The sequence below is a fragment of the Pilimelia terevasa genome (assembly GCF_014647915.1).
Lineage (GTDB): Bacteria > Actinomycetota > Actinomycetes > Mycobacteriales > Micromonosporaceae > Pilimelia > Pilimelia terevasa.
This window is the reverse complement of record NZ_BMQC01000005.1, coordinates 151,751-172,646: the sequence shown is the minus strand read 5'-3', so window position 1 is coordinate 172,646 and position 20,896 is coordinate 151,751. Positions and strand designations below refer to the sequence as shown.

The 20,896-nt window shown below is 76.5% G+C and carries 16 protein-coding genes and 1 pseudogene; 14 read left to right on the top strand and 3 right to left on the bottom strand.

The window, feature by feature from the left end:
• Positions 1 to 11 precede the first annotated feature (11 nt).
• Genes IEY75_RS09125 through IEY75_RS09115 form a run of 3 tightly spaced genes read right to left on the bottom strand, consistent with a single transcriptional unit; the run spans position 12 to position 2,870 of the window.
• On the bottom strand, positions 12 to 914 hold the full coding sequence (locus IEY75_RS09125) for a TVP38/TMEM64 family protein (RefSeq protein ID WP_189113800.1): 903 nt from the start codon (positions 912 to 914) through the stop codon (positions 12 to 14).
• On the bottom strand, positions 911 to 1,627 hold the full coding sequence (locus IEY75_RS09120) for a type 1 glutamine amidotransferase (RefSeq protein WP_189113799.1): 717 nt from the start codon (positions 1,625 to 1,627) through the stop codon (positions 911 to 913). The genes IEY75_RS09125 and IEY75_RS09120 overlap by 4 nt, the downstream gene beginning before the upstream one ends.
• Positions 1,617 to 2,870 carry a Mur ligase family protein gene (locus tag IEY75_RS09115; RefSeq protein ID WP_189113936.1) on the bottom strand — a complete coding sequence of 418 codons (1,254 nt, stop codon included), beginning with the start codon at positions 2,868 to 2,870 and terminating at the stop codon, positions 1,617 to 1,619. Before IEY75_RS09115 ends, IEY75_RS09120 begins: the two co-directional genes overlap by 11 nt.
• A gap of 615 nt (positions 2,871 to 3,485) precedes the next feature.
• Here IEY75_RS09115 and mraZ point away from each other — a divergent pair.
• The 14 genes and pseudogenes from mraZ (at position 3,486) to IEY75_RS09045 (ending at position 20,776) form a co-directional block, all read left to right on the top strand.
• Entirely contained in the window at positions 3,486 to 3,917 is a 432-nt protein-coding gene (gene mraZ, locus IEY75_RS09110) for a division/cell wall cluster transcriptional repressor MraZ (RefSeq protein WP_189113798.1), read from the top strand.
• 206 nt (positions 3,918 to 4,123) lie between these two features.
• On the top strand, positions 4,124 to 5,242 hold the full coding sequence (gene rsmH, locus IEY75_RS09105; protein WP_189113797.1) for a 16S rRNA (cytosine(1402)-N(4))-methyltransferase RsmH: 1,119 nt from the start codon (positions 4,124 to 4,126) through the stop codon (positions 5,240 to 5,242).
• Complete coding sequence (ftsL, locus tag IEY75_RS09100; protein WP_189113796.1) at positions 5,239 to 5,823, top strand: cell division protein FtsL; 585 nt, start codon at positions 5,239 to 5,241, stop codon at positions 5,821 to 5,823. Before rsmH ends, ftsL begins: the two co-directional genes overlap by 4 nt.
• Before the next feature lie 3 nt (positions 5,824 to 5,826).
• The gene (locus tag IEY75_RS09095) at positions 5,827 to 8,130 is read left to right on the top strand and encodes a peptidoglycan D,D-transpeptidase FtsI family protein (RefSeq protein ID WP_229789474.1); all 2,304 of its coding nucleotides are present in this window, start codon (positions 5,827 to 5,829) and stop codon (positions 8,128 to 8,130) included.
• A 74-nt stretch (positions 8,131 to 8,204) separates the two neighbouring features.
• On the top strand, positions 8,205 to 9,719 hold the full coding sequence (locus IEY75_RS09090) for a UDP-N-acetylmuramoyl-L-alanyl-D-glutamate--2,6-diaminopimelate ligase (protein WP_189113795.1): 1,515 nt from the start codon (positions 8,205 to 8,207) through the stop codon (positions 9,717 to 9,719).
• 52 nt (positions 9,720 to 9,771) lie between these two features.
• A pseudogene (locus IEY75_RS09085) lies at positions 9,772 to 11,148 on the top strand (UDP-N-acetylmuramoyl-tripeptide--D-alanyl-D-alanine ligase); the annotation flags it as partial.
• 109 nt (positions 11,149 to 11,257) lie between these two features.
• Positions 11,258 to 12,388, top strand: coding sequence for a phospho-N-acetylmuramoyl-pentapeptide-transferase (gene mraY, locus IEY75_RS09080; RefSeq protein WP_189113793.1), 1,131 nt, complete (start codon positions 11,258 to 11,260; stop codon positions 12,386 to 12,388).
• Positions 12,389 to 12,391: 3 nt separating this feature from the next.
• Positions 12,392 to 13,786 carry a UDP-N-acetylmuramoyl-L-alanine--D-glutamate ligase gene (gene murD / locus IEY75_RS09075; RefSeq protein ID WP_229789473.1) on the top strand — a complete coding sequence of 465 codons (1,395 nt, stop codon included), beginning with the start codon at positions 12,392 to 12,394 and terminating at the stop codon, positions 13,784 to 13,786.
• Positions 13,783 to 15,204: an FtsW/RodA/SpoVE family cell cycle protein gene (locus IEY75_RS09070; protein WP_229789472.1), complete on the top strand. Its 1,422-nt coding sequence runs from the start codon at positions 13,783 to 13,785 to the stop codon at positions 15,202 to 15,204. The genes murD and IEY75_RS09070 overlap by 4 nt, the downstream gene beginning before the upstream one ends.
• Positions 15,201 to 16,307, top strand: a complete 1,107-nt coding sequence (gene murG, locus IEY75_RS09065) for an undecaprenyldiphospho-muramoylpentapeptide beta-N-acetylglucosaminyltransferase (protein WP_189113792.1) — start codon at positions 15,201 to 15,203, stop codon at positions 16,305 to 16,307. The genes IEY75_RS09070 and murG overlap by 4 nt, the downstream gene beginning before the upstream one ends.
• A gap of 8 nt (positions 16,308 to 16,315) precedes the next feature.
• On the top strand, positions 16,316 to 17,749 hold the full coding sequence (gene murC / locus IEY75_RS09060) for a UDP-N-acetylmuramate--L-alanine ligase (protein WP_189113791.1): 1,434 nt from the start codon (positions 16,316 to 16,318) through the stop codon (positions 17,747 to 17,749).
• A complete protein-coding gene (locus IEY75_RS09055) occupies positions 17,746 to 18,540 on the top strand; it encodes a cell division protein FtsQ/DivIB (protein ID WP_189113790.1) in 795 nt (264 codons plus the stop codon). Before murC ends, IEY75_RS09055 begins: the two co-directional genes overlap by 4 nt.
• Positions 18,541 to 18,813: 273 nt before the next feature.
• Positions 18,814 to 19,944 (top strand): cell division protein FtsZ, encoded by a 1,131-nt coding sequence (gene ftsZ / locus IEY75_RS09050; RefSeq protein ID WP_189113789.1) that lies wholly within the window; start codon positions 18,814 to 18,816, stop codon positions 19,942 to 19,944.
• Between the two features lie 52 nt (positions 19,945 to 19,996).
• A complete protein-coding gene (locus IEY75_RS09045; protein ID WP_189113788.1) occupies positions 19,997 to 20,776 on the top strand; it encodes a YggS family pyridoxal phosphate-dependent enzyme in 780 nt (259 codons plus the stop codon).
• The last annotated feature ends 120 nt before the right edge of the window (positions 20,777 to 20,896 follow it).

Below are 20,896 nucleotides of genomic sequence, written 5' to 3'. Positions count from 1 at the left end.
GGCCGGTCGGGTCAGGCCGCGGCGGCGGCCGGCGCGACGGCGGTGCCGGCCGCCCTGCCGCGCAGCGGCTGCCGGGGGCCGGTGCCGCGCACCGGCGCGGGGCGGTTGCCCGGCGTGCCGCGGGTACCCGGCGCGGTGCGGCCGGCCGGTGCGCTCCGGGGGGCCGCGGCGGGCCGGCCGGCGGGGGTCGGGCGCGGCGGCCCACCCGCGCGGCCGGCGGCCAGGCGGGCCGCCCGGGCCTTGCGTCGCCAGTGCCAGGCCGCGAAGGTGCTGATCGCCATGCCGCACACCGCCGGTACCGCGGCGACGGGGCTCAGGCTGCCCGGCGAGACCACGGCGGCGCCGAGCGTGGCGTAGGAGATGCTCGACGGCACGGCGCCCAGGAGGGTACCCAGCAGGTAGTGCCGCACGCGCACGGTGGTGGTGCCGTAGGCGTATCCGACCAGCCCGTACGGCGACAGCGGCAGCAGCCGGGTCACGACGACGGCCAGGACGCCCTGCCGGGCCAGCCAGCCGTCCAGCCGGTGCATCCGGCCGCCCAGCTTCGCGCCGAGCAGGCCGCGGCCGGCCCAGCGGCCCAGCAGGTAGGTGCCGACCGCTGCGGCCATCGCGGCGGCCATCGCGCAGCCGAACCCGGCCAGCGTGCCGAACAGCGCGCCGCAGGCCATCGAGACGGCGGTGCGGGGCACGAGGACGGAGATCAGGGCCGCGCCGAGCACGATCGTGACGATCGGCGCGCCGGGCCCGAGACCGGACACGGCGGTGCGGATCTCGCCGAGCGGGAGCTGGGTGGCGGCCACCCCGAGGGCCGCCACGGCGGCCAGCAGCGGCAGCAGGCGGCAGAGGACGCGGCGACGCACGTGGTCCGGCACGCCCCCAGCTTCGGCGGCCAGCCGCCGGATCCGAGAGATCATGCGGCACCGACCGCGGCGAGGCGCTGTCCGCGCAGCCGCTCCGGCCAGGTGTCGTCGACGGGGTCCAGCGCCGCGGCCCCCGTCGCCCAGCGCAGCAGCAGGTCGGCCAGCGCCGGGTTGCGGGCCAGGGCGGGGCCGTGCGCGTACGTGCCCAGGACCTTGCCGTGCCAGGCCCCCTCGGTCCGGCCGTCGTTGCCGACACCCGCCGTGACGTGGGCCAGCGGGGCGCAGCCGGGGCCCAGTGCCGTCCGGCCGCCGTGGTTCTCGAAGCCGGTGAGCGTCGGCAGGCCGAGCTGCCGGTCGACGGTGCCGGCCAGCTCGCCGACGGCGCGCTGCGGGTCGCGGTCCGACCGCAGGTCCAGCAGGCCCAGGCCGGGGCAGCTCGCCCCCCTGGCGCTGAAGGAGTGGCCGAGGATCTGGTACCCGGCGCAGACGGCGAACACCACGGAGCCGCGCTCGACGGCGCGGTGCAGGCCGCCGTCGGCGGTCATCCGGTCGGCGGCCAGCGACTGCGGGCCGTCCTCGCCGCCGCCGAGCAGGTAGATGTCGGCGCTCTCGGGCAGAGCCTGGTCGGAGCGCACCTGGACGGCCTCGACGGGGAAGCCGCGCGCGGCGGCGCGGTGGGCGAGGATCAGCAGGTTGCCCCGGTCGCCGTAGGTGGACAGCAGGTCTGGGTACACCCAGACCAGCCGCAGGGTGCTGTCAGAGGACACGGTCCAGCTCCGCTCGGATGTCCTGGAATGCGGTGTAGTTGGCGATGACCTCCAGCGGCCCGGCCGGCACGCCGGTGACCGCTTCGGCGAAAGTAGGTACGTGGCGGAACGGCACATCGTTCACCGTCAGTCGCACCGCGAGGTCGTACGCCCGGTCCCCGGTGATCAGCAGCTCCCGGCCGCGCAGGGGCGCGAAGTCCACATCGAACAGCCATGAGGTGTCGAGCCCGTCGGGGTCGCGCGCGTTGATCGACAGCAGGGTCGGCGCCGGTGTCGCCATGTCGAACGCCTCCAGCCAGCTCGCCGGGTTCTTGGCCAGCAGCAGCCGGATCCGCCGCCCGTCGCGCTCCACCACCGCGTACCGGCCGGCGATCGAGGTGACCTCCGCCAGCTTCGGCACGGCGCGCTCGGGGCGCACGTCGAAGGCGTCGGCGAGGGCCAGCGCGGTCGCGGCGTTGCCCAGGTTCACCCGGCCGGGTAGCTGGAGGGCGACCTTGTGCCAGCGGCCGTCGGGACCGACGATCCCGTCGTCCTCGACGCTCCACTGCGGGGTGGGCCGGCGCAGGTCGCACCCGGTGCACCGCCAGTCGCCGGGGCCGGCCGGCGGCAGGCCGCCGGAGTCGGCCTCCTCGCGGGCGATGTGCGCCCCGCAGGCCGGGCAGACCCACGAGTCGTCGGTCCAGCGCTGGCCGGCGCTGAACCAGGTGACCGCCGTAGCGGCGTGCGCGGCCCACACGACCATGGGGTCGTCGGCGTTGGCGATGACCCGCACCGCCGGGTGGGCGGCCAGGCACTGGCGCCAGAGCTGGGCCATCATCGCCACCTCCTTCGCCCGGTCGAGCTGGTCGCGGGAGAGGTTCAGCAGCGCCACGACCTCGGCGTCCGTGGCGCCGATGACCTGCGGCAGGTAGTGCTCGTCGACCTCCAGCACCGCGTACGGGGTGGTGCCGGCCTTGGCCAGGGCGGACGTGTGCCCGGTGGGCATGTTGGCGCCGTAGGAGTTGGTGGCCACCCGCCCGGCGACCGCCACGGCGGCGGCGCTGAGCCGGGTGGTGGTGGTCTTGCCGTTGGTGCCGGAGACCAGGGCGATCCGCCGGCCCACCGCCAGGTGCCGCAGCAGTTCCGGTTCGATCTTCAGGCCGATCCATCCGCCGATCACGGAGCCGTCGCCGCGGCCCGCGGCCCGGGACAGGGCCGCGGCGGTCCGGGAGACCGAGGTGGCCACGCGCGCCCGCAGCGGCATATTCGCATCCGACACGCGAGCGAGGGTACCGGACCGCGGCCCGACCGACCCACCGCGCGCGCCCCGGGCGGCCGTGGCGCGGGGCGTTCGGGCGGCGCCGGGGCCGCGTGGTTCCTGCCCGACCGTGCCCGTCCGTGACCGGACGTCGGTTTCGGCACCGGTGTCGGATTGTGGACATGCAGTGATCAACTTCTCGCTCCACTGCGCTCCACCGCGCCTGACCTGCGGTTTTGCGGGAGCGACCAGATCAGCCGGACGCATGATTCCGATTGCGGGTGGAGTGAAGTGGAGTAGAGTGGGGGGCGTTGGTGCGCTGGGGGTAGCCACCGATTCCGGTCCTGCCGAGCGCAGGATGCGGTCCTGCGGGGTAGGGGCTCCGGCCCAGACGGGTGCAGGACTCCGGGTCCCGGACGGGCGCGCAGCCCAGGTGCGGGACGCGGGCCGCGGCGCGCGAGACGCGGTGGGGGTCGGTGACCGTCGGCCACCGTGGGGGAGCTCGTAGGGCGCACCCGGCCGTGGGGGTCCGCAGCCGGACTGCGTCAGCGCGTGCGGCGCTGTGTGGCCCGTCCCGGCCGGCACGGCGCGGCAGGCGCCGGAGCGAGGGGGGTGCCGCCGATGTTCCTCGGCACGCACACCCCGCGCCTGGACGACAAGAGCCGGCTGATCCTGCCGGCGAAGTTCCGGGACGGGCTGGCGGGAGGCGTCGTGATCACCAAAGGGCAGGAGCGCTGTCTCTACGTGTTCCCCGTCGCCGAGTTCCAGCGGATCGCCACCCAGCTCCAGGCGCAGCCGATGACCCACAAGGCGGCCCGCGCGTACAGCCGGGTCTTCTTCGCCAGCGCGCACGACGAGACCCCCGACAAGCAGGGGCGGGTCACGCTGCCGGCGCACCTGCGCCAGTACGCGGGCCTGACCCGGGAGCTCGCGGTGATCGGGGCGAGCAGCCGGGTCGAGATCTGGGACGCGGCGGCGTGGGAGTCCTACCTCGACGCGAGCGAGGACGACTTCGCCGAGATCGGGGAGGGGGTCCTGCCCGGCGGGCTGTAGCGGCGGCCACCGGGCGCGGCGAGCCTGGTACCGCGGCACGCCGTACCGCCAAATCTCCACCCGCTCGGCACCTGAGGCCACTTCCCCGGCGGCAGGCGCGAGTCACCGGTCCGTTTCGGACGGGCGGGAGCGGATGGGGATTTGACGGTACGGACAGCGCCGGTCGCGCGAACGACCGGCGGACAGCACCACAGTGAGGGGGCGACATGGGGGAGCTGCGCGGCACGCACGTGCCGGTTCTCCTGGAGCGGTGCCTGGCGCTGCTCACCCCCGCGCTGCGGGCCGCGGCCGGCGCCGGGCGGACGCCGGTGCACGTGGACGCCACGGTCGGCCTGGGCGGGCACGCCGAGGCCGTCCTGCGGGCGGACCCGGACGTCGTCGTCGTCGGCCTCGACCGCGACACCGAGGCGCTGGCCCACTCCCGGGCGCGCCTGGCGCCCTTCGGTGACCGCGTGCGCCTCGTGCACACCGTCTACGACGGGCTTCCCGGGGCGCTGGCCGGGCTGGGCCTGCCGCACGCCGACTCCGTGCTGTTCGACCTGGGCGTCTCCTCGCTCCAGCTCGACGCGGCCGACCGGGGCTTCGCGTACGCCCAGGACGCGCCGCTGGACATGCGGATGGACCAGTCCACGGGCGTCACCGCCGAGGAGATCCTCAACGAATACTCCGAAAAGGACCTGATCCGGGTTTTGCGGGTGTACGGGGAGGAGAAGTTCGCTCCGCGGATCGTCTCGGCCATCGGCCGGGAACGGTCCCGCGGGCGGCTGGTCAGCTCGGCCCGCCTGGCCGACCTCGTCCGGGACGCGATCCCGGCGGCGGCCCGGCGGACGGGGGGACACCCGGCCAAGCGGACCTTCCAGGCCCTGCGCATGGAGGTCAACCAGGAGCTGGCGGCGCTGGAGGCGGCGCTGCCGGCGGCGCTGGACGCGCTGGCGCCGGGCGGCCGCCTGGTGGTCCTGTCCTACCACTCGCTGGAGGACCGGCTCACCAAACAGGTCCTGGCGCCGCGGGTGCGCAGCAGCGCGCCGGTGGAGCTGCCGGTGGAGCTGCCGGGCATGGGGCCGACGTTCCGGCTGCTGACCCGGGGGGCCGAGCTGGCCTCGGAGCAGGAGGTGGCGGCGAACCCGCGCGCGCAGTCGGTCCGGCTGCGCGCCGCGGAGCGGATCGCCGCGTTCGACACACAGGCCGCTGCCACGGCCGACCGGGGCGCCGCGAGGCGTCCGTACCGCCGCACCGGGGGGACCGTCCGCGAACGGTCCGGCCAGCGGCGGACACCGCCCCCGGGGGCGTGGGGGACAGGGGACGAGACAGGGGAGGCGACATGAACGCCGTACCGGGGGGCGGGGCCGCACGGCGCCGCACCGGTGCACCGCGGTCCGGGGGTCGGACCGCGGCGCACCACACCGACCAGGCGCGGGCCGGGCGGCCGGCGCCGCCGGTCGACGGGGCCACCGCGCTCGCCGCGCAGCCCGCCGCGCCGCGGCGGCGCGCCGCGTCGTGGCTGACCGTGGCGCCGCCGGCACCGGTGGCGGTCCCGCGCGCGCCGTTCGTCGCGCTGCTGCTGCTCGTGGTCGTCGGCGGGGTGCTGGGCATCCTCGTGGTCAACACGACCGTGATGGAGAACGCCTTCAAGCTCCAGACCCTCCAGCAGCAGCACGCCGCCCTGGACCAGGAGGAGGCGGAGCTGCGCAAGAAGATCGAGGACGCCGAGGCGCCGAACTCCCTGTACCGGGCCGCGGAGCGGCTGGGGATGACCTACGACGGCCAGCCGGCCGTCATCACGCTGCCGAACGGTCGCAAGGTCGAGCTGCCCAGTCCGCTCACCGATCCGGTGGCCGCCCGGACGGGGTCACGTTCCGATAAACAGGACATCACCAGAAGCAACGAGCGACGGGCCGGGAGGTAGCGCGTGCCCGGTCCCGCCGAGCCCGGCGACGACGACGCCCCCGGCACCCGCCGCGCCGGCCGCGGCAGGATCGGCGACGCCCGGCGGTACACGCCGCGCGGGCGGACGGTCCGCGAGCAGCCGCGGGCAGCCGACCCGTTCCGGCCGGCGCTGCGGGTGGTCGACGGCGAGAGTCCCGACGCGCCGGCCCGGCGCCGCCCGGCGCGGCAGCGCCCCGCGGCCCCGCCCACCGACGAGGACCCGGACGAGGGCGACGACGACGCACCTGCGCCCCGCGCGGCCCGCGTCCGCCGCGGCCCGGCGGCGCCCCGCCCGCGGCCCGCGGCCACGCCGCCCGCGGGTGCCGCCCCGGCGAAGCCCACGGCGGGCCGGAGCACCGCGGCATCCACCGGCACCCGGAGCACCGGCACCCGGACCGGCACCCGCGGCGCCGGGAGCCGGAAGGCCGCGGTCCGCAGCGCCGGCACCCGGGAGCCCGCTGCCGGGAGCGCCGCGCAGCCGCGGCCCGCGCCGCGCCCGGCCGCCCCGCGCCGCCGTCCCGCGGCCCGCCGGCCCGCGCCCCCCAAGCTCGGCGACCCCCCCCGCCGCCTGCGCCTGGCCACCTTCCTGGCGCTGGCGATGTTCGCCGTCGTCGGCGTGCGCCTGGTCGGCCTCCAGGTCACCGACGCGTCGGCGTTCGCCCGCGACGGCCTGCGCAGCCGTCTGGACAGCGTGCCCCTGCCCGCCAAGCGCGGCGCGATCCTCGACCGGTCCGGCGCCGTCCTGGCCCGCAGCGTCGAGGCCCGCTACATCTACGCCGACCCGAGCAAGGTGGAGGACCCGGCGGCCGTGGCCCGGCTCCTCACGCCCCTGCTCGGCGTCGCCAGCTCGGCGCTGCTGCCCAAGCTGACCCCGCACGCCCGCGACGACGGCCGGCCCGCGGAGTTCGAGTACCTCCAGCGCGGCGTCACCCCCGAGACCGCCGCGCAGGTCGCCGCCCTCCGGCTCGTCGGTGTCCACACCGCCCACGACGAGCGGCGCGAGGTACCCGGCCACGACCTGGCCGCCAACCTGATCGGCTTCACCGGCGCCGACCTCGACGGCCTGGAGGGCATGGAGGCCAAATTCGACTCGCTGCTGCGCGGCCGCGACGGCGAGCGGGTGTTCGAGCGCGGCGCCGACGGCGGCTCCTACGAGTCGATGGCGATCCCCGGCGGGTACCAGAAGGAGACGCCCGCCCAGCCGGGCAGCTCGCTGCGGCTGACCCTGGACCGGGACCTTCAGTTCCACGCCCAGCGCACGCTGTTCCAGCACATGAACTCGGTCGGCGCCACGTGGGCGGCGGCCGTCGTGCTGGACCCGGCCACCGGCGAGGTGGTGGCGCAGGCCAGCTACCCGACGTACGACGCCGCCGACCCGCTGCGCCAGCCGGCCAAGGCCCGCGAGGACCAGGCGACCAGCGCGGTCGTGGACCCCGGCTCGGTCCACAAGGCGCTCGTGCTCGGCGCCGCGCTGCAGGAGGGCGCGATCCGCCCCGACACCGCGGTCGAGATCGGGCCGACGATCACCAAGGGCGACACGCAGTTTGCCGACACGCACCCGTACTACCGGCCGCGCGACGTGTCGCTGGCCGGGATCCTGGCGTACTCGTCGAACGTCGGCACCATCAAGATCGCTGACCGGCTCGGCGCGCCGAAGCTGTACGAGTACCAGCGCCGCTTCGGCCTGGGCAAGCCGACCGGCGTCGGCGTGCCCGGCGAGGCCGCCGGCCTGGTCCAGCCGCCCGAGCGGTGGAGCCCGTCGTCGTACGGGTCGGTGCCCATCGGCCACGGCGTGGCCGCGACGCCGGTACAGGTCGCCGCCGCCTACGCCGCGATCGCCAACAACGGCACGTGGATCCAGCCGCACCTCGTCCGGGAGGTGATCGGCCCCGACGGCAAGGTCCGCCCCGGGCCTCCGCCGGTCCGCCGGGCGGTCCTCAACAGCGCGAACGCGGCGGCGCTGCGGCACGCGATGGAGGCGGTGGTGAGCGTGCGCGGCGCCACCGGCAACGGGGCGGCGGTGCGCGGGTACCGGGTGGCGGGCAAGACGGGCACCGGCAAGCAGGTCGTGGACAGCCGGTACACGCCCGGCGAGGTGGCCTCGTTCGTGGGCATGGCGCCGGCGGAGGCGCCCCGGTTCGTGGTGGCCGTGTTCGCCCACACGCCCGGCGGCGAGGGCGGCGCCGTCGCCGCGCCCGCCTTCCGCGACATCATGGCCTTCGCCCTGACCCGGGCGAAGGTGCCGCCGACCACCGTCCGGCCGCCGACGTTCGTCTTCTTCCCCTGACCGCCGACGCCCGCGGGGCCGCCGGCCGCGGCGCCCCGGGGTCCGGCGGAGCGCTCAGGGTAGGGTCTTTCGGCGTGCCGAGCTATCCGCGCCCCCGCGCCGCGCCCGCCGTCCCGCTGGGCGACCTCGCCCGCCGCGCCGCCGCCCCGACCCCGGCCGCGCACGCCGCGCTCCCGGTCGCCGGCATGAGCCACGTGAGCGGGGAGATCGGCGTCGGCGACCTGTTCGCCGCCCTGCCCGGCGCCCGCCAGCACGGCGCCGCGCACGTCGCGGAGGCGGCCCGGCGCGGCGCGGTGGCGGTGCTCACCGACCCGGCCGGCGCCGCCGCCGCGGCGGCGGCCGGGCTGCCGGCGCTGGTGGTACCCGACCCGCGCGCCGTCCTGGGCGCCGTCGCCGCCGCGGTCTTCGGCGACCCGACCGCGGCGCTGTCGGTCATCGGCCTGACCGGCACCGCCGGCAAGACCACCACGGCGTACCTGGTGGAGGCGGGCCTGCGGGCCGCCGGCCGGACCACCGGCCTGATCGGTACCGTCGAGACCCGGCTCGGCGACCTCGTGGTGCCCAGCAGCCGGACCACGCCCGAGGCACCCGACCTCCAGGCGGCGCTCGCCGCCGCCCGGGAGCGCGGCGTCACCGACGTGGTGATGGAGGTCTCCAGCCACGCCCTGGCCCTGGACCGGGTGGGCGGCGTGCGGTTCGCCGTCGGCGGCTGGACGAACTTCGGCCAGGACCACCTCGACTTCCACGCCGACTCGGCCGCCTACTTCGCCGCGAAGGCGCGGCTGTTCGACGGCCGCAGCGCGGTCGAGGTCCTCAACGCCGACGACCCCGCCCTGGCGGCGCTCGCCGGGCCGCGTACGGTCACCTACTCGGCCGCTGGGGCGGGGGCGACCTGGCGGGCCGCCGACGTCGCCGGGGCCGGCGCCCAGCGGTTCACCGCCCACGGGCCCGGCGGGCTCGTGCTGTCCGCCGGGGTGGCCTTCCCGGGGCGGCACAACGTCGCCAACGCCCTGCTGGCCCTCGCCGCCCTCACCGCGGTGGGCGTCGACCCGCAGGTCGCCGCGCGCGCCGTGGCCGGCGTCACCGTGATCCCGGGCCGGCTGGAGGAGGTGCCCGCGGCCGGGGGTGTGCGCGGCGTGGTCGACTACGCGCACAAGCCCGACGCGATGGTGGCGGTCCTGCGCGCGCTGCGCGACCTGGCCGACGCCGACGGCGGCCGGGTGATCTGCGTCGTCGGGGCCGGCGGCGACCGGGACACCGGCAAGCGCCCGCTCATGGGTGCCGCGGCCGCCCGGGGCGCCGACCTCGTCGTCGTCACCGACGACAACCCCCGCACCGAGGACCCGGCGGCGATCCGGTCGGCCGTGCTGGCCGGCGCGGCCGGCGGGCCCGCACAGGTCGTGGAGGTACCGGGCCGGCGCGAGGCGATCGCCGCGGCGGTGGCCCGCGCCCGGCCGGGCGACGTGGTCGCGGTCCTGGGCAAGGGGCACGAGCGCGGCCAGGTCGTCGGCGTCGAGGTGCTGCCCTTCGACGACCGCGAGGAGCTGTCCGCGGCCCTCGCCGCCCACGCCCCGGGGCTGGCGCGGTGACGCCGGCCCGACGCGGCCCGGCGCCGCGCCGCACGCGGGGGAGGGGTCGGCGGTGATCGCGATGAGCCTGGCCGAGGTCGCCGCCGCCGTCGGCGGGACCGTCGTCGGCGGCGGCGCGGCGGCCCTGGTCACCGGAGCCGTGGAGTTCGACTCGCGGCGCGCCGGCCCCGGCGGGCTGTTCGTCGCCATCGCCGGGGAGCGGGTGGACGGGCACGACTTCGCGCCCGCCGCCGCGGCGGCCGGCGCCGTCGGGGCCCTGGCCACCCGGGCGCTGCCCGCGCTGCCGACGGTCGTGGTCGCCGATCCGCTGGCGGCGCTCGGCGCGCTCGCCCGCGCGGTCGTGGACCGGCTGCCGCGGCTCACCGTCGTCGGCCTGACCGGCTCGTCCGGCAAGACCACCACCAAGGACCACCTGGCCCAGTTGCTGGCCCAGATCGGCCCGACGGTCGCGCCGCCGGGGTCGTTCAACAACGAGCTGGGCCACCCGTACACCGTCTGCCAGGCCGGCCCCGACACCCGCTTCCTCGTCCTGGAGCTGGGGGCGCGCGGGGCCGGGCACATCGCGCACCTGTGCCAGGTGGCGCCCCCGGCGATCGGCGTGGTCCTCAACGTCGGCGCGGCGCACGTGGGCGAGTTCGGCTCCCTGGAGGCGACGGCGGCCGCCAAGGGCGAACTGGTCGAGGCGCTGCCGGCCGGCGGCCTGGCCGTCCTCAACGCCGACGACCCGCGGGTCCGGGCGATGGCCGCGCGGACCGCCGCCGAGGTGGTCCTGGTGGGTACCGCCCCCGACGCGCGGGTCCGCGCCCGCGACGTCGCGCTCGACGCCCGGGGCCGCGCGGCGTTCACGCTGGTGGCGCCTGAGGGCGAGGTACCGGTGCGGCTGGGCGTGGCCGGCGCCCACCAGGTCGGCAACGTGCTCGCCGCCGCGGCGGTCGCCCTGCGGCTGGGGTTCCCGCTGGCGCGGCTCGGCCCCGCGCTGGGCGCGCTGCGCCCGGTGTCCGCGCGCCGGATGGACGTCTACGACCGCCCCGACGGGGTGACGGTCATCGACGACTCGTACAACGCCAACCCCGCCTCGACCGCGGCGGCGCTGCGGGCGCTGGCGGCGCTCGGCGCCGGCCGCCGGACCGTGGCCGTGCTGGGCTACATGGCCGAGCTGGGCCACGCCGAGGCCGACGGGCACGCGGAGGTCGGCCGGCTGGCGGCGGAGCTGGCCGTCGCGGAGCTGGTCGTCGTGGGCCGGGAGGCGGCGCCCGCCCACGCGGCGGCGCGGGCGGTCCCGGGGTACGCCGGACGGGTGACCCTCGTCGACGACCAGGCGGCGGCCGTCGCGCACCTGCGCCGGGTCCTGACACCGGGCGACGTCGTCCTGGTCAAGGGCTCGCGGTACCGGACGTGGGACGTGGCCGACGCCCTCCGGGACGACGCCGGCTTCCGGGTCGGTGAACAGGTCATCCACAATGAAGCGCCGGCCTCGTCGGCCCATGGCGGCACGCCGACGGCGTCGGCCAATGGCTCAGCATCGGAAGGATGACACAGTGCGGGCGGTGATCGTCGCGGCCGCGGTCGCGTTCCTGGTCTCGCTTCTCGGCACCCCGGTGGCGATCAAGGTCTTCACCCGGCTCAAGGCCGGGCAGCCGATTCGCGCCGACGGTCCGCAGATGCACCAGGGCAAGCGGGGGACGCCGACGATGGGCGGCGTGGTGTTCATCATCGCCACCCTCGTCGCGTACGTCGCGGGGCACCTGGCGTTGACCACCCTGCCGGCGGAGCAGATCTTCCAGGTCCAGCCGACGGTCACCGGGCTGGTGCTGCTGGGCCTGTTCGTGTTCTGCGGCGCGGTCGGCTTCGTCGACGACTTCCTCAAGGTGCGCAAGCGCAACAGCGCGGGCCTGAACAAGCGGGGCAAGCTGATCGGGCAGCTCCTGGTGGGCGCCGTGTTCGGCATGGTGGCGCTCGGCTTCCAGAGCAGCATGCTGGACCTGGAGGGGCGGCCGTCGAACTTCGAGTCGGTCGGCAGCACCACCCTGTCCTTCGTCCGGGACATCGCCTGGCTGGACGTCGGCAAGGTCGGCGCCGTGATCATCTTCATCTTCGTCGTGCTGGCCAGCACCAACGGCGTGAACCTCACCGACGGCCTGGACGGCCTGGCCACCGGGACCTCGGTGATGGTGCTGGGGGCGTACGCGCTGATCGCGTTCTGGCAGTACCGGCACTGGTGCGCCGACGCCAACTACGGTGCGGTGGCCGAGTACTGCTACCGGGTGCGCGACCCGCTGGAGATCGCCCTCATCGCGGGGGCGGCGGCGGGGGCCTGCGTCGGGTTCCTGTGGTGGAACACGTCGCCGGCCCGGATCTTCATGGGCGACACCGGCGCCCTGGGCCTGGGCGGCCTGATCGGCGGCCTGGCGATGTCCACCCGGACGATCATGCTGCTGCCGATCCTCGGCGCGCTGTTCGTGATCATCACGATGTCGGTCGTGATCCAGATCATCTCGTTCCGTACCACCGGCAAGCGGGTGTTCAAGATGTCGCCGCTCCAGCACCACTTCGAGCTGTCCGGCTGGAGCGAGGTCAACATCGTCGTCCGGTTCTGGATCGTCGCCGGCCTCGGCGTGGCGGTCGGCCTCGGTATCTTCTACGGCGACTTCCTCGCCAAGATGGGCTGAGCCGTGCGGTTCGACTGGTCGCGCCGGGTGGCCGTCGTCGGGGGGACCGGCGTCGCCGGCCGCGCGGCCGCCACCGCCCTGCTGCGCCGGGGCGCCGCGGTCACGGTCGTGGACCGGAGCGCGACCGCGGCGGGGGAGGAGCTGGCCGCGGCGGGCGCCGCGTTCGTCGTGGCCGACACCCCGTCGCCGGAGCTGCTGGCCGGCGTCACCGACGTCGTCGTCTCGCCGGGCTTCCCGCCGACGCACCCGCTGGTCACCGCCGCGGCCGCCGCCGGCATCGAGGTGTACAGCGAACCGGAGCTGGCCTGGCGGCTGCGCGGCCCGGGCGCGCCCGGGTGGCTGGCGGTCACCGGCACCAACGGCAAGACCACCACCGTCACGATGCTCGCGGCGATCCTCGCGGCCGCCGGCCGCCGCACCGCCGCGCTGGGCAACATCGGCACGCCGCTGGTCGAGGCCGCGGCGGACCCGGCGTACGACGTGCTGGCCGTGGAGCTGTCCAGCTTCCAGCTCCACTGGTCCCGGCTGCTGGCGCCGCAGGCCGGCGCGCTGCTGAACCTCGCCGACGACCACCTCGACTGGCACGGCTCCTTCGCCGCGTACCAGGAGGCCAAGACGGCGATCTGGCGGTCCGCGGCCGCCGACGGCACCGCCGTGGGCAACCTGGACGACCCGCGGGTCGCCGCCCTGCTGCGCGCCGTGGCCGGGGACCGGATCGGCGTGACCCTGCGCCCGCCGCAGGTCGGCGACGGGCACGTGCTCGGGGTGCTGGACGGGACGCTGGTCGAGTCCGCGCCGTGCGCGGCGCCGACGCCGCTGGTCGAGGCCGCGGCGGTCCGGCCGGCCGGGGCGCACAACGTCGCCAACGCCCTGCACGCCGCCGCGCTGGCCCGCGCGGCCGGCGTGCCGGCCGCGGCCGTGGCCGCCGGGCTGCGCGGCTACACCCCCGAGCCGCACCGCAACGCCGCGGTCGCCACCGTGGCCGGGGTCCGGTACGTCGACGACAGCAAGGCCACCAACCCCCACGCCGCGCACGCCTCGCTCACCTCCTACCCGCGGGTGGTCTGGGTGGCCGGCGGCCAGCTCAAGGGCGTGGACGTCGACCCGCTGGTCGCGGCGGTCGCCGGCCGGCTCGCCGGGGCGGTGCTGCTCGGCGTCGACCGGGCCGCCGTGGCCGCGGCACTGCGGCGACACGCCCCCGGCCTGCCGGTCGTGGAGGTGGCCAGCGTCGATGATGGGGCCATGGACGAGGTCGTACGCGCCGCCGCCGCGCTCGCCGCACCGGGGGACACCGTGCTGCTGGCCCCGGCCGCCGCGTCGAAGGACATGTACAGCGGCTACCCGGCGCGCGGCCGGGCGTTCGCCGCCGCCGTCGACCGGCTGGCGGGCCGGCCGTGAGTACCGCGCCCGCGGCCCGCCGCGGGATCGGCCTGGCCGCCCTGCGCGGCCTGCTCGCCCGCCCGCTGGCCTCGTACTACCTGCTCGTCTCCAGCGCCGGCCTGCTGCTGGTGATCGGCCTGACGATGGTGTTCTCGGCCACCAGCGTCAAGGCGTACGCCACCGACGGCAACCCGTTCGCCCTGATCGGCCGCCAGGCCCTGTACGCCCTCGTCGGCCTGCTCGGCTTCTGGATCGCCCAGCGCCTGCCGGGCCGCACGTTCCGCGTCCTGGGCTTCCCCTTCATGGTCCTGTCCTTCGCCGCGCTCGCGCTGCTGGACACCCTGCTGGCCCTGAAGGCGTTCCACCTGCTGGCGGCCCCCCGCCTCGGGCCGGTGTTCGCCGACGCGCTGTGGCTGCACATCGGCCCGGTCCAGGTGCAGCCGGCCGAGTTCGCCAAGCTGTCGCTGGTGCTGTGGGCGGCCGACGTGCTGGCCCGCAAGGGCGCCGCGGTGGTCCACTGGCGGGCGCTGACCCGGCCGCTGTTCCTGGCCGTGGCGGCGCTGTTCGTCCTGATCGGGTACAACGACTTCGGCAGCCTCGTGGTCCTGCTGGGCCTGTTCGTCGGGATGCTCTGGGCCGCGGGCGTGCGGGGCCGGGTGTTCGGCGGGATGGCGGTCCTGGCCGGCCTCGGCCTGGCCGCGCTGCTGGCCCTGCCGGGCAAGAGCGGGTACCGGCTGGAGCGCCTGACCTCCTACCTCAGCGTCGGCGGCGCCTGCGACCCCAACGACTGCTACCAGGCCAACCAGGCCCGGTACGCCCTCGCCGACGGCGGCTGGTTCGGCGTCGGCCTCGGCGACGCGTCCCTGAAGTGGGGCTGGCTGCCGGCCGGCGAGAACGACTTCATCTTCGCCATCATCGGCGAGGAGCTGGGCGTCGTCGGCTGCACGGTCGTGCTGGTGCTGCTCGGCGTGTTCGCCTACACCGGGCTGCGGATCGCCCGCCGGGTGGCCGACCCGTTCCGCCGGCTGGCCGCCGCGGGGGCGATGAGCTGGCTCATCGTCCAGGCCGTGATCAACCTCGGCGGCGTGGTGGGCCTGCTGCCGATCACCGGCGTGCCGCTGCCGTTCATCTCCGACGGCGGCAGCGCGCTGGTCGTGACGCTCGTCGCCGTGGGGATGCTCGCCTCGTTCGCCCGCACCGAGCCCGATGCCGCCCGCGCCCTGCACGCCCGGCCGCCGGCCCGCTGGGCCCGGCTACTCTGGGCGCCGTTGCCGCCGATCGGCGACGACACGGGTCCGGCCCCGCGGCCGGGCGGCGCCGCCCGGCGGCCGCCCGCGGCCCGGGCCGGCAGCGGGTCCCCGCGGCGCGAGCGCGCCGGGGCGCGGACCGGCCGGGGCCGCAGCGGCCCCGGGGGCGAGAGGAGAGACCGACGATGAGCGCGCTGCGCTCGGTGGTCCTGGCCGGCGGCGGCACGGGTGGACACGTCTACCCGCTGCTCGCCTTCGCGGACTGCCTGCGACGACACGACCCGACGGTGACCATCACCTGCCTCGGTACGGCGAAGGGGCTGGAGAACGAGCTGATCCCGCCCGCCGGCTACCCGCTGCGGCGGATCCCCGCCCACCAGCTCCCCCGCGCCGTCAACCTGGACCTGGCCAAGACCCCCGCCCGGATGTGGCGGGCCGCCCGCGCGGCCGGCGCGGTCCTGGACGAGGTGGGCGCGCAGGCCGTCGTGGGCTTCGGCGGCTACGTGGCGGTGCCGGCGTACCTGGCGGCCTGGAAGCGCGAGCTGCCGATCGTCGTCCACGAGGTCAACGTGCCGCCCGGCGTCGCCAACCGGCTCGCGATGAAGATCACCAAGAACGTCGCGGTCGGCTTCCCGCACCAGCTCGCGCAGTCCGAGCTGCTGGCCGGCGCCCGCCTGGTCGGCGTGCCGCTGCGCCGGCAGATCTCCGGCCTCGACCGCGCGGCGTCCCGCGCCGAGGCGCGCGCCCACTTCGGCCTCGACCCCGACCGCCCGACGCTGTTCGTCTCTGGCGGCTCGCAGGGCGCGCGGTCCATCAACCTCGCCGTCACCGGCGCCGCCAAGCAGCTCTCCCGCGCCGGCGTCCAGGTGCTGCACGTCATCGGCGCCCGCAACGAGCCGGTCGAGCCGCCCGCCGACCTGAGCACCCCGTACGTGACCGTGCCGTACCTGGCCGAGATGGAGCTGGGCTACGCCGCCGGCGACCTGATGCTCGCCCGCGGCGGCGCGCTGACCTGCGCCGAGCTGGCCGCGGTGGGGATGCCGGCCGTGTACGTGCCCTACCCGCACCACAACCGCGAGCAGTACCGCAACGCCCGCCCCGTCGTCGAGGCCGGCGGCGGCCTGCTCGTGGACGACGCCGAGCTGACCCCCGCGTGGATCGAGGCCGAGCTGATCCCGCTGATCACCGCGCCGGCGCGGCTGGCGACCATGGGCTCCGCGGCCGGCGCCTACGGCCGCCGCGACGGCGACGAGGCCCTGCGCGCGTTCCTCCTCGAATCCGTGCGCTGGTAGGAGGGGCCGTGGACATCCGCAACCTCACCCCGGCCGGCGTCCTCACCGCCGAGGACCTGGGGACCGTGCACCTGATCGGGGTGGGCGGCGTCGGCATGAGCGGCCTGGCCCGCCTCCTGCTGACCCGCGGCGTGCCGACCACCGGCAGCGAACTGAAGGACTGGCCGTCCCTGGCCGGGCTGCGCGCGCTCGGCGGCGTCGTCCACCGGGAGCACACCGCCGCGAACCTCGACGGGGTCGACACCGTCGTCTACTCCACCGCCATCCCCGCCGACCACGTCGAGCTGGCCGAGGCGCGGCGGCGCGGGCTGCGGGTGCTGCACCGGTCCGAGGCGCTCGCCGCCGCGATGACCGGGCGGCGCACGGTCGCGGTCGCCGGTACGCACGGCAAGACCACGACCACGTCGATCATGACGCTGATCCTCCAGCACGCCGGGGCCGACCCGTCGTTCGTCATCGGCGGGGAGATCTCGGCGGCGGCCTCCAACGCCCACCACGGCACCGGCGACCTGTTCGTGGCCGAGGCCGACGAGAGCGACCGCTCCTTCCTGCTGTACCGGCCCCACGTCGCCGTCGTCACCAACATCGAGCCCGACCACCTGAACACCTACGGCGACCTGGCCGGCCTGGAGGCCGGCTTCGCGCAGTTCGCCGACCTGGTGGACCCCGACGGCTTCGTCGTCGCGTGCGCGGACGACCCCGGCGCCGCGCGCCTGACCGCCCGGCTGCGCGCGGCCGGCCGGACGGTGTACACCTACGGCGAGGCCGCCGACGCCGACCTGCGGGTCAGCGAGCTGACCTCGACCGCCGAGGGCGTGCGGTACCTGGCCCACCTCGACGGCGCGCCGCTGGGGGAGTTCACGCTCGCCCTGCCCGGCCGGCACATGGGACTCAACAGCGCCGCGGCCCTGCTGGTGGCCCGCCGCCTGGGGGTGCCGGCCGCGGCGGTCGCGCAGGCGCTGGCGGCGTTCCCGGGCGTGCGGCGGCGGTTCGAGTTCAAGGGCACCGCGGGGGGCGTGCGGGTGTACGACGAGTACGCCTACCACCCCACGTCGATGACGCTGGCGCTGCGGACGCTGCGCACGGTGGCCGGGGACGGCCGCCTGCTGGTGGTGTTCCAGCCCTACCGCGTGTACCGCACCCGCGAGCTGCGCGACGACCTGGCCGCCGCGCTGGCGCTGGCCGACGAGGCGCTGGTGCTGGAGGTCTTCGGGCCGGGCGAGCAGCGCGCGCCCGGCGACGGCGGCGCCGCGCTGGCCGCGGCCGTCGCGCTGCCCGGGGACCGCCGGCTGTTCGTGGCCTCGGAGGCCGACGTGCCCGCCGAGGTGGTCCGCCGCGCGCGGCCCGGCGATGTCGTGGTGACGATGGGCGCGCCGCCGATCTCGCTGCTGGGCGACGTGCTGCTGGACGCGCTGGCGCGGGCGGGGGCGGAGGCCCGATGAGCCCGGCGGCCGGGCGTCGGTGGCGGCTGGCCCGCACGCGCACCGGGCCGGTCCCGCCGTCGGTGCGGCGCTTCTCCGAGCGCGCCCGGCGCCGCCGGCTGCGCGCCGCCGCACCCTGGGCGGCCGGTCTGGCGGTCCTGGGGCTGGCGGGGGCCGGCTGGTGGGTCGTGCGCGACACGGGCCTGTTCGCCGTCCGCGCGGTGCAGGTCAGCGGCACCTCGCTGCTGACGCCGTTCGAGGTCACCGCCGCCGCGGAGGTCGACCTGGGCACGCCGCTGGCGCGGGTGGACACCGTCGGCGTCCGGCGCCGGGTGGCCGCGCTGCCCGTGGTCGGGTCCGTCGAGGTGGAGCGGGACTGGCCGCGTACGGTGCGGGTCCGGGTGCACGAGCGCACGCCGGTGGCGGCGGTCCCGCGCGGCCAGCAGTACCTGTGGCTGGACGCCGCCGGTGTGGCGTTCCACTCCGACGGCCAGCCGCCCGGGGTGCCGCTGGTCAAGCTGGCGGCGCCGGGCCCCGAGGACCCGGCGACCCGCGGGGCGCTGCGGGTCCTGGCCGCGATGCCCGCCGCGCTGGCCGACCGCGTCCGCGAACTGGTGGTGGCGTCCTCCGCGCGGATCACGCTGGCGATGCGCGACGGCCGTACCGTGGTGTGGGGCGACTCGGCCGACAGCGAGACCAAGGCGCGCCTGGCGTTGGGGCTGCTGGAGAACGCCGAGCGCACCATCGACGTCAGCTCCGTGGACGTGGTGTCGCTGCGGCGCGGGTCGACGGGTCCCCGTGCGGGTGGCTGACCACGGAGCGTCGACATCCGACGGCGGGGCGTGTTAACGATCAGGCCCATGACGTGGTACGGCTCTCATGGCGTGGCGACACGCCGACGCGGTCCTTGGATCACGAGCATGGGGCGCTTACGTTGCGAATTGCAGGTCAGTAGTTGACAGAAGTCTAAGGCTCTTGTAGAGGGTGAGGGTTTCCCCCGCCTTCGCGTACACCGCGGTGACCGATCGCGCGTCTGGCGGGCCGCGCGAACCGCATCGACCAATCCCGAAGGGAACTTCGCTCCGATGACACCTCCGCACAACTACCTCGCGGTCATCAAGGTCGTGGGCATCGGTGGTGGCGGCGTCAACGCCGTCAACCGGATGATCGAGGTCGGCCTCAAGGGCGTCGAGTTCATCGCGATCAACACCGATGCCCAGGCGTTGCTCATGAGTGACGCCGACGTCAAGCTCGACGTCGGCCGGGAGCTGACCCGCGGGCTCGGCGCCGGGGCGCAGCCCGATGTCGGCAAGAACGCCGCGGAGGACCACCGCGACGAGATCGAGGAGGTGCTCAAGGGCGCCGACATGGTCTTCGTCACGTGCGGCGAGGGCGGCGGCACCGGTACCGGCGGCGCGCCTGTCGTGGCGCAGATCGCCCGCAAGCTCGGCGCGCTGACCATCGGCGTCGTCACCCGGCCGTTCTCCTTCGAAGGCAAGCGCCGCCAGGTCCAGGCGGAGGCCGGGATCGAGGAGCTGCGCAACCAGTGCGACACGCTCATCGTCATCCCCAACGACCGGCTGCTCGCCCTGGGCGACCGCGGCATGAGCATGATGGACGCGTTCCGCCAGGCCGACCAGGTCCTGCTCTCCGGGGTGCAGGGGATCACCGACCTGATCACCACGCCCGGCCTGATCAACCTGGACTTCGCCGACGTCAAGAGCGTCATGAGCGGCGCCGGCAGCGCGCTCATGGGCATCGGCAGCGCCCGCGGCGAGAAGCGGGCCGTCGACGCCGCCGAGTCGGCCATCTCCAGCCCGCTGCTGGAGCAGAGCATGGACGGCGCCCGGGGGGTGCTGCTGTCGATCGCGGGCGGTTCCGACCTGGGCCTGTTCGAGATCAACGACGCGGCGCAGCTCGTCACCGACGCCGCCCACCCCGATGCCAACATCATCTTCGGCGCGGTCATCGACGACGCGCTCGGCGACGAGGTCCGGGTGACGGTCATAGCAGCCGGCTTCGACGGCGGCACCCCGGCCTACCGGCCGGCGGAGACCGCGCGGATCGTGCCGCAGCCCCTGCCCGCCCACCCGGTACCGGCCGCGGCTCCGCCCGCCCCGGCCCCCGCGCCGGCCGCGCCGCCGCCGGCCCAGCCCGCGCGGCGGGTGCTGTTCGACGACGTGGACGTGCCGGACTTCCTCAAGAACGGCTCCTGAACCCGTGTCCGGCTCCCCCTCGCCGGACGGTCCCGGGACAGTACGGCGGCCGGTGCCGGCCGGCCCCGACCCCGCCGCGCCGCGGCGGGCCGACCCCGACCGGTCAGCGGCGCGTCGGGCGGAGATCGCCGCCGGGCTGGCCGCGGTCCGCGCGCGCGTCGCCGCGGCCGCGGCCGCCGCCGGTCGGGCGGCCGACGCGGTGACCCTGGTCGTGGTCACCAAGACCTACCCGGCGGCGGACGTCGGCCACCTGGTCGCCCTCGGCGTCACCGAGGTCGGCGAGAACCGCGACCAGGAGGCCGCACCGAAGGCGGCCGCCGTCGCGGCGGCCGGCCCCGCGCCGCGCTGGCACTTCATCGGCCAGCTCCAGCGCAACAAGGCCGCCTCGGTGGTCACCTACGCCGACGCCGTCCACTCGGTGGACAGCGTCCGGCTGGCCGGGGCGCTGGCCGGCGCCGCGGCCCGGCTGCGGCCGGCGCCGCTGGACGTGCTGGTGCAGGTGTCGCTGGACGCCGGGCCCGACGCGGCCGCGCGCGGCGGGGCGGTGTCCGGCGACGACCCCGACACGGGGCTGGACCGGGTGCTGGCGGCGGTGGCCGGCGCCGGGGCGCTGCGGCTGCGGGGGCTGATGGCCGTCGCGCCACTGGGGGAGCGGCCGGCGGCGGCGTTCGACCGGTTGCAGCATCTCGCCGCGCGCGTGCGCGCGGCGTACCCGCAGGCGGCGCTGCTGTCGGCGGGCATGAGTGGAGATCTGGAGGAGGCGGTGGCGTGCGGTGCGACACATGTGCGGGTCGGCAGCGCCGTCCTCGGAAAGCGTGCGACGCCGGGGTAACCTGGCGCCGTTCGCACCTAATGACAACGGTGTTGTTTAGACCGTTACCAGCCGGGCATGATGCCGAAAGATCATCGGGGTCGGTGTGTGGGTGAGTGGCGGAAAGACGCCAGCGGAGCG

Coding starts and splice junctions, on each gene's coding strand:
- IEY75_RS09125 (WP_189113800.1), bottom strand. CDS start 914: ATGATCTCTCGGATCCGGCGGCTGGCCGCCGAAGCTGGGGGCGTGCCG.
- IEY75_RS09115 (WP_189113936.1), bottom strand. CDS start 2,870: ATGCCGCTGCGGGCGCGCGTGGCCACCTCGGTCTCCCGGACCGCCGCG.
- mraZ (WP_189113798.1), top strand. CDS start 3,486: ATGTTCCTCGGCACGCACACCCCGCGCCTGGACGACAAGAGCCGGCTG.
- rsmH (WP_189113797.1), top strand. CDS start 4,124: ATGGGGGAGCTGCGCGGCACGCACGTGCCGGTTCTCCTGGAGCGGTGC.
- ftsL (WP_189113796.1), top strand. CDS start 5,239: ATGAACGCCGTACCGGGGGGCGGGGCCGCACGGCGCCGCACCGGTGCA.
- murG (WP_189113792.1), top strand. CDS start 15,201: ATGAGCGCGCTGCGCTCGGTGGTCCTGGCCGGCGGCGGCACGGGTGGA.
- IEY75_RS09055 (WP_189113790.1), top strand. CDS start 17,746: ATGAGCCCGGCGGCCGGGCGTCGGTGGCGGCTGGCCCGCACGCGCACC.
- ftsZ (WP_189113789.1), top strand. CDS start 18,814: ATGACACCTCCGCACAACTACCTCGCGGTCATCAAGGTCGTGGGCATC.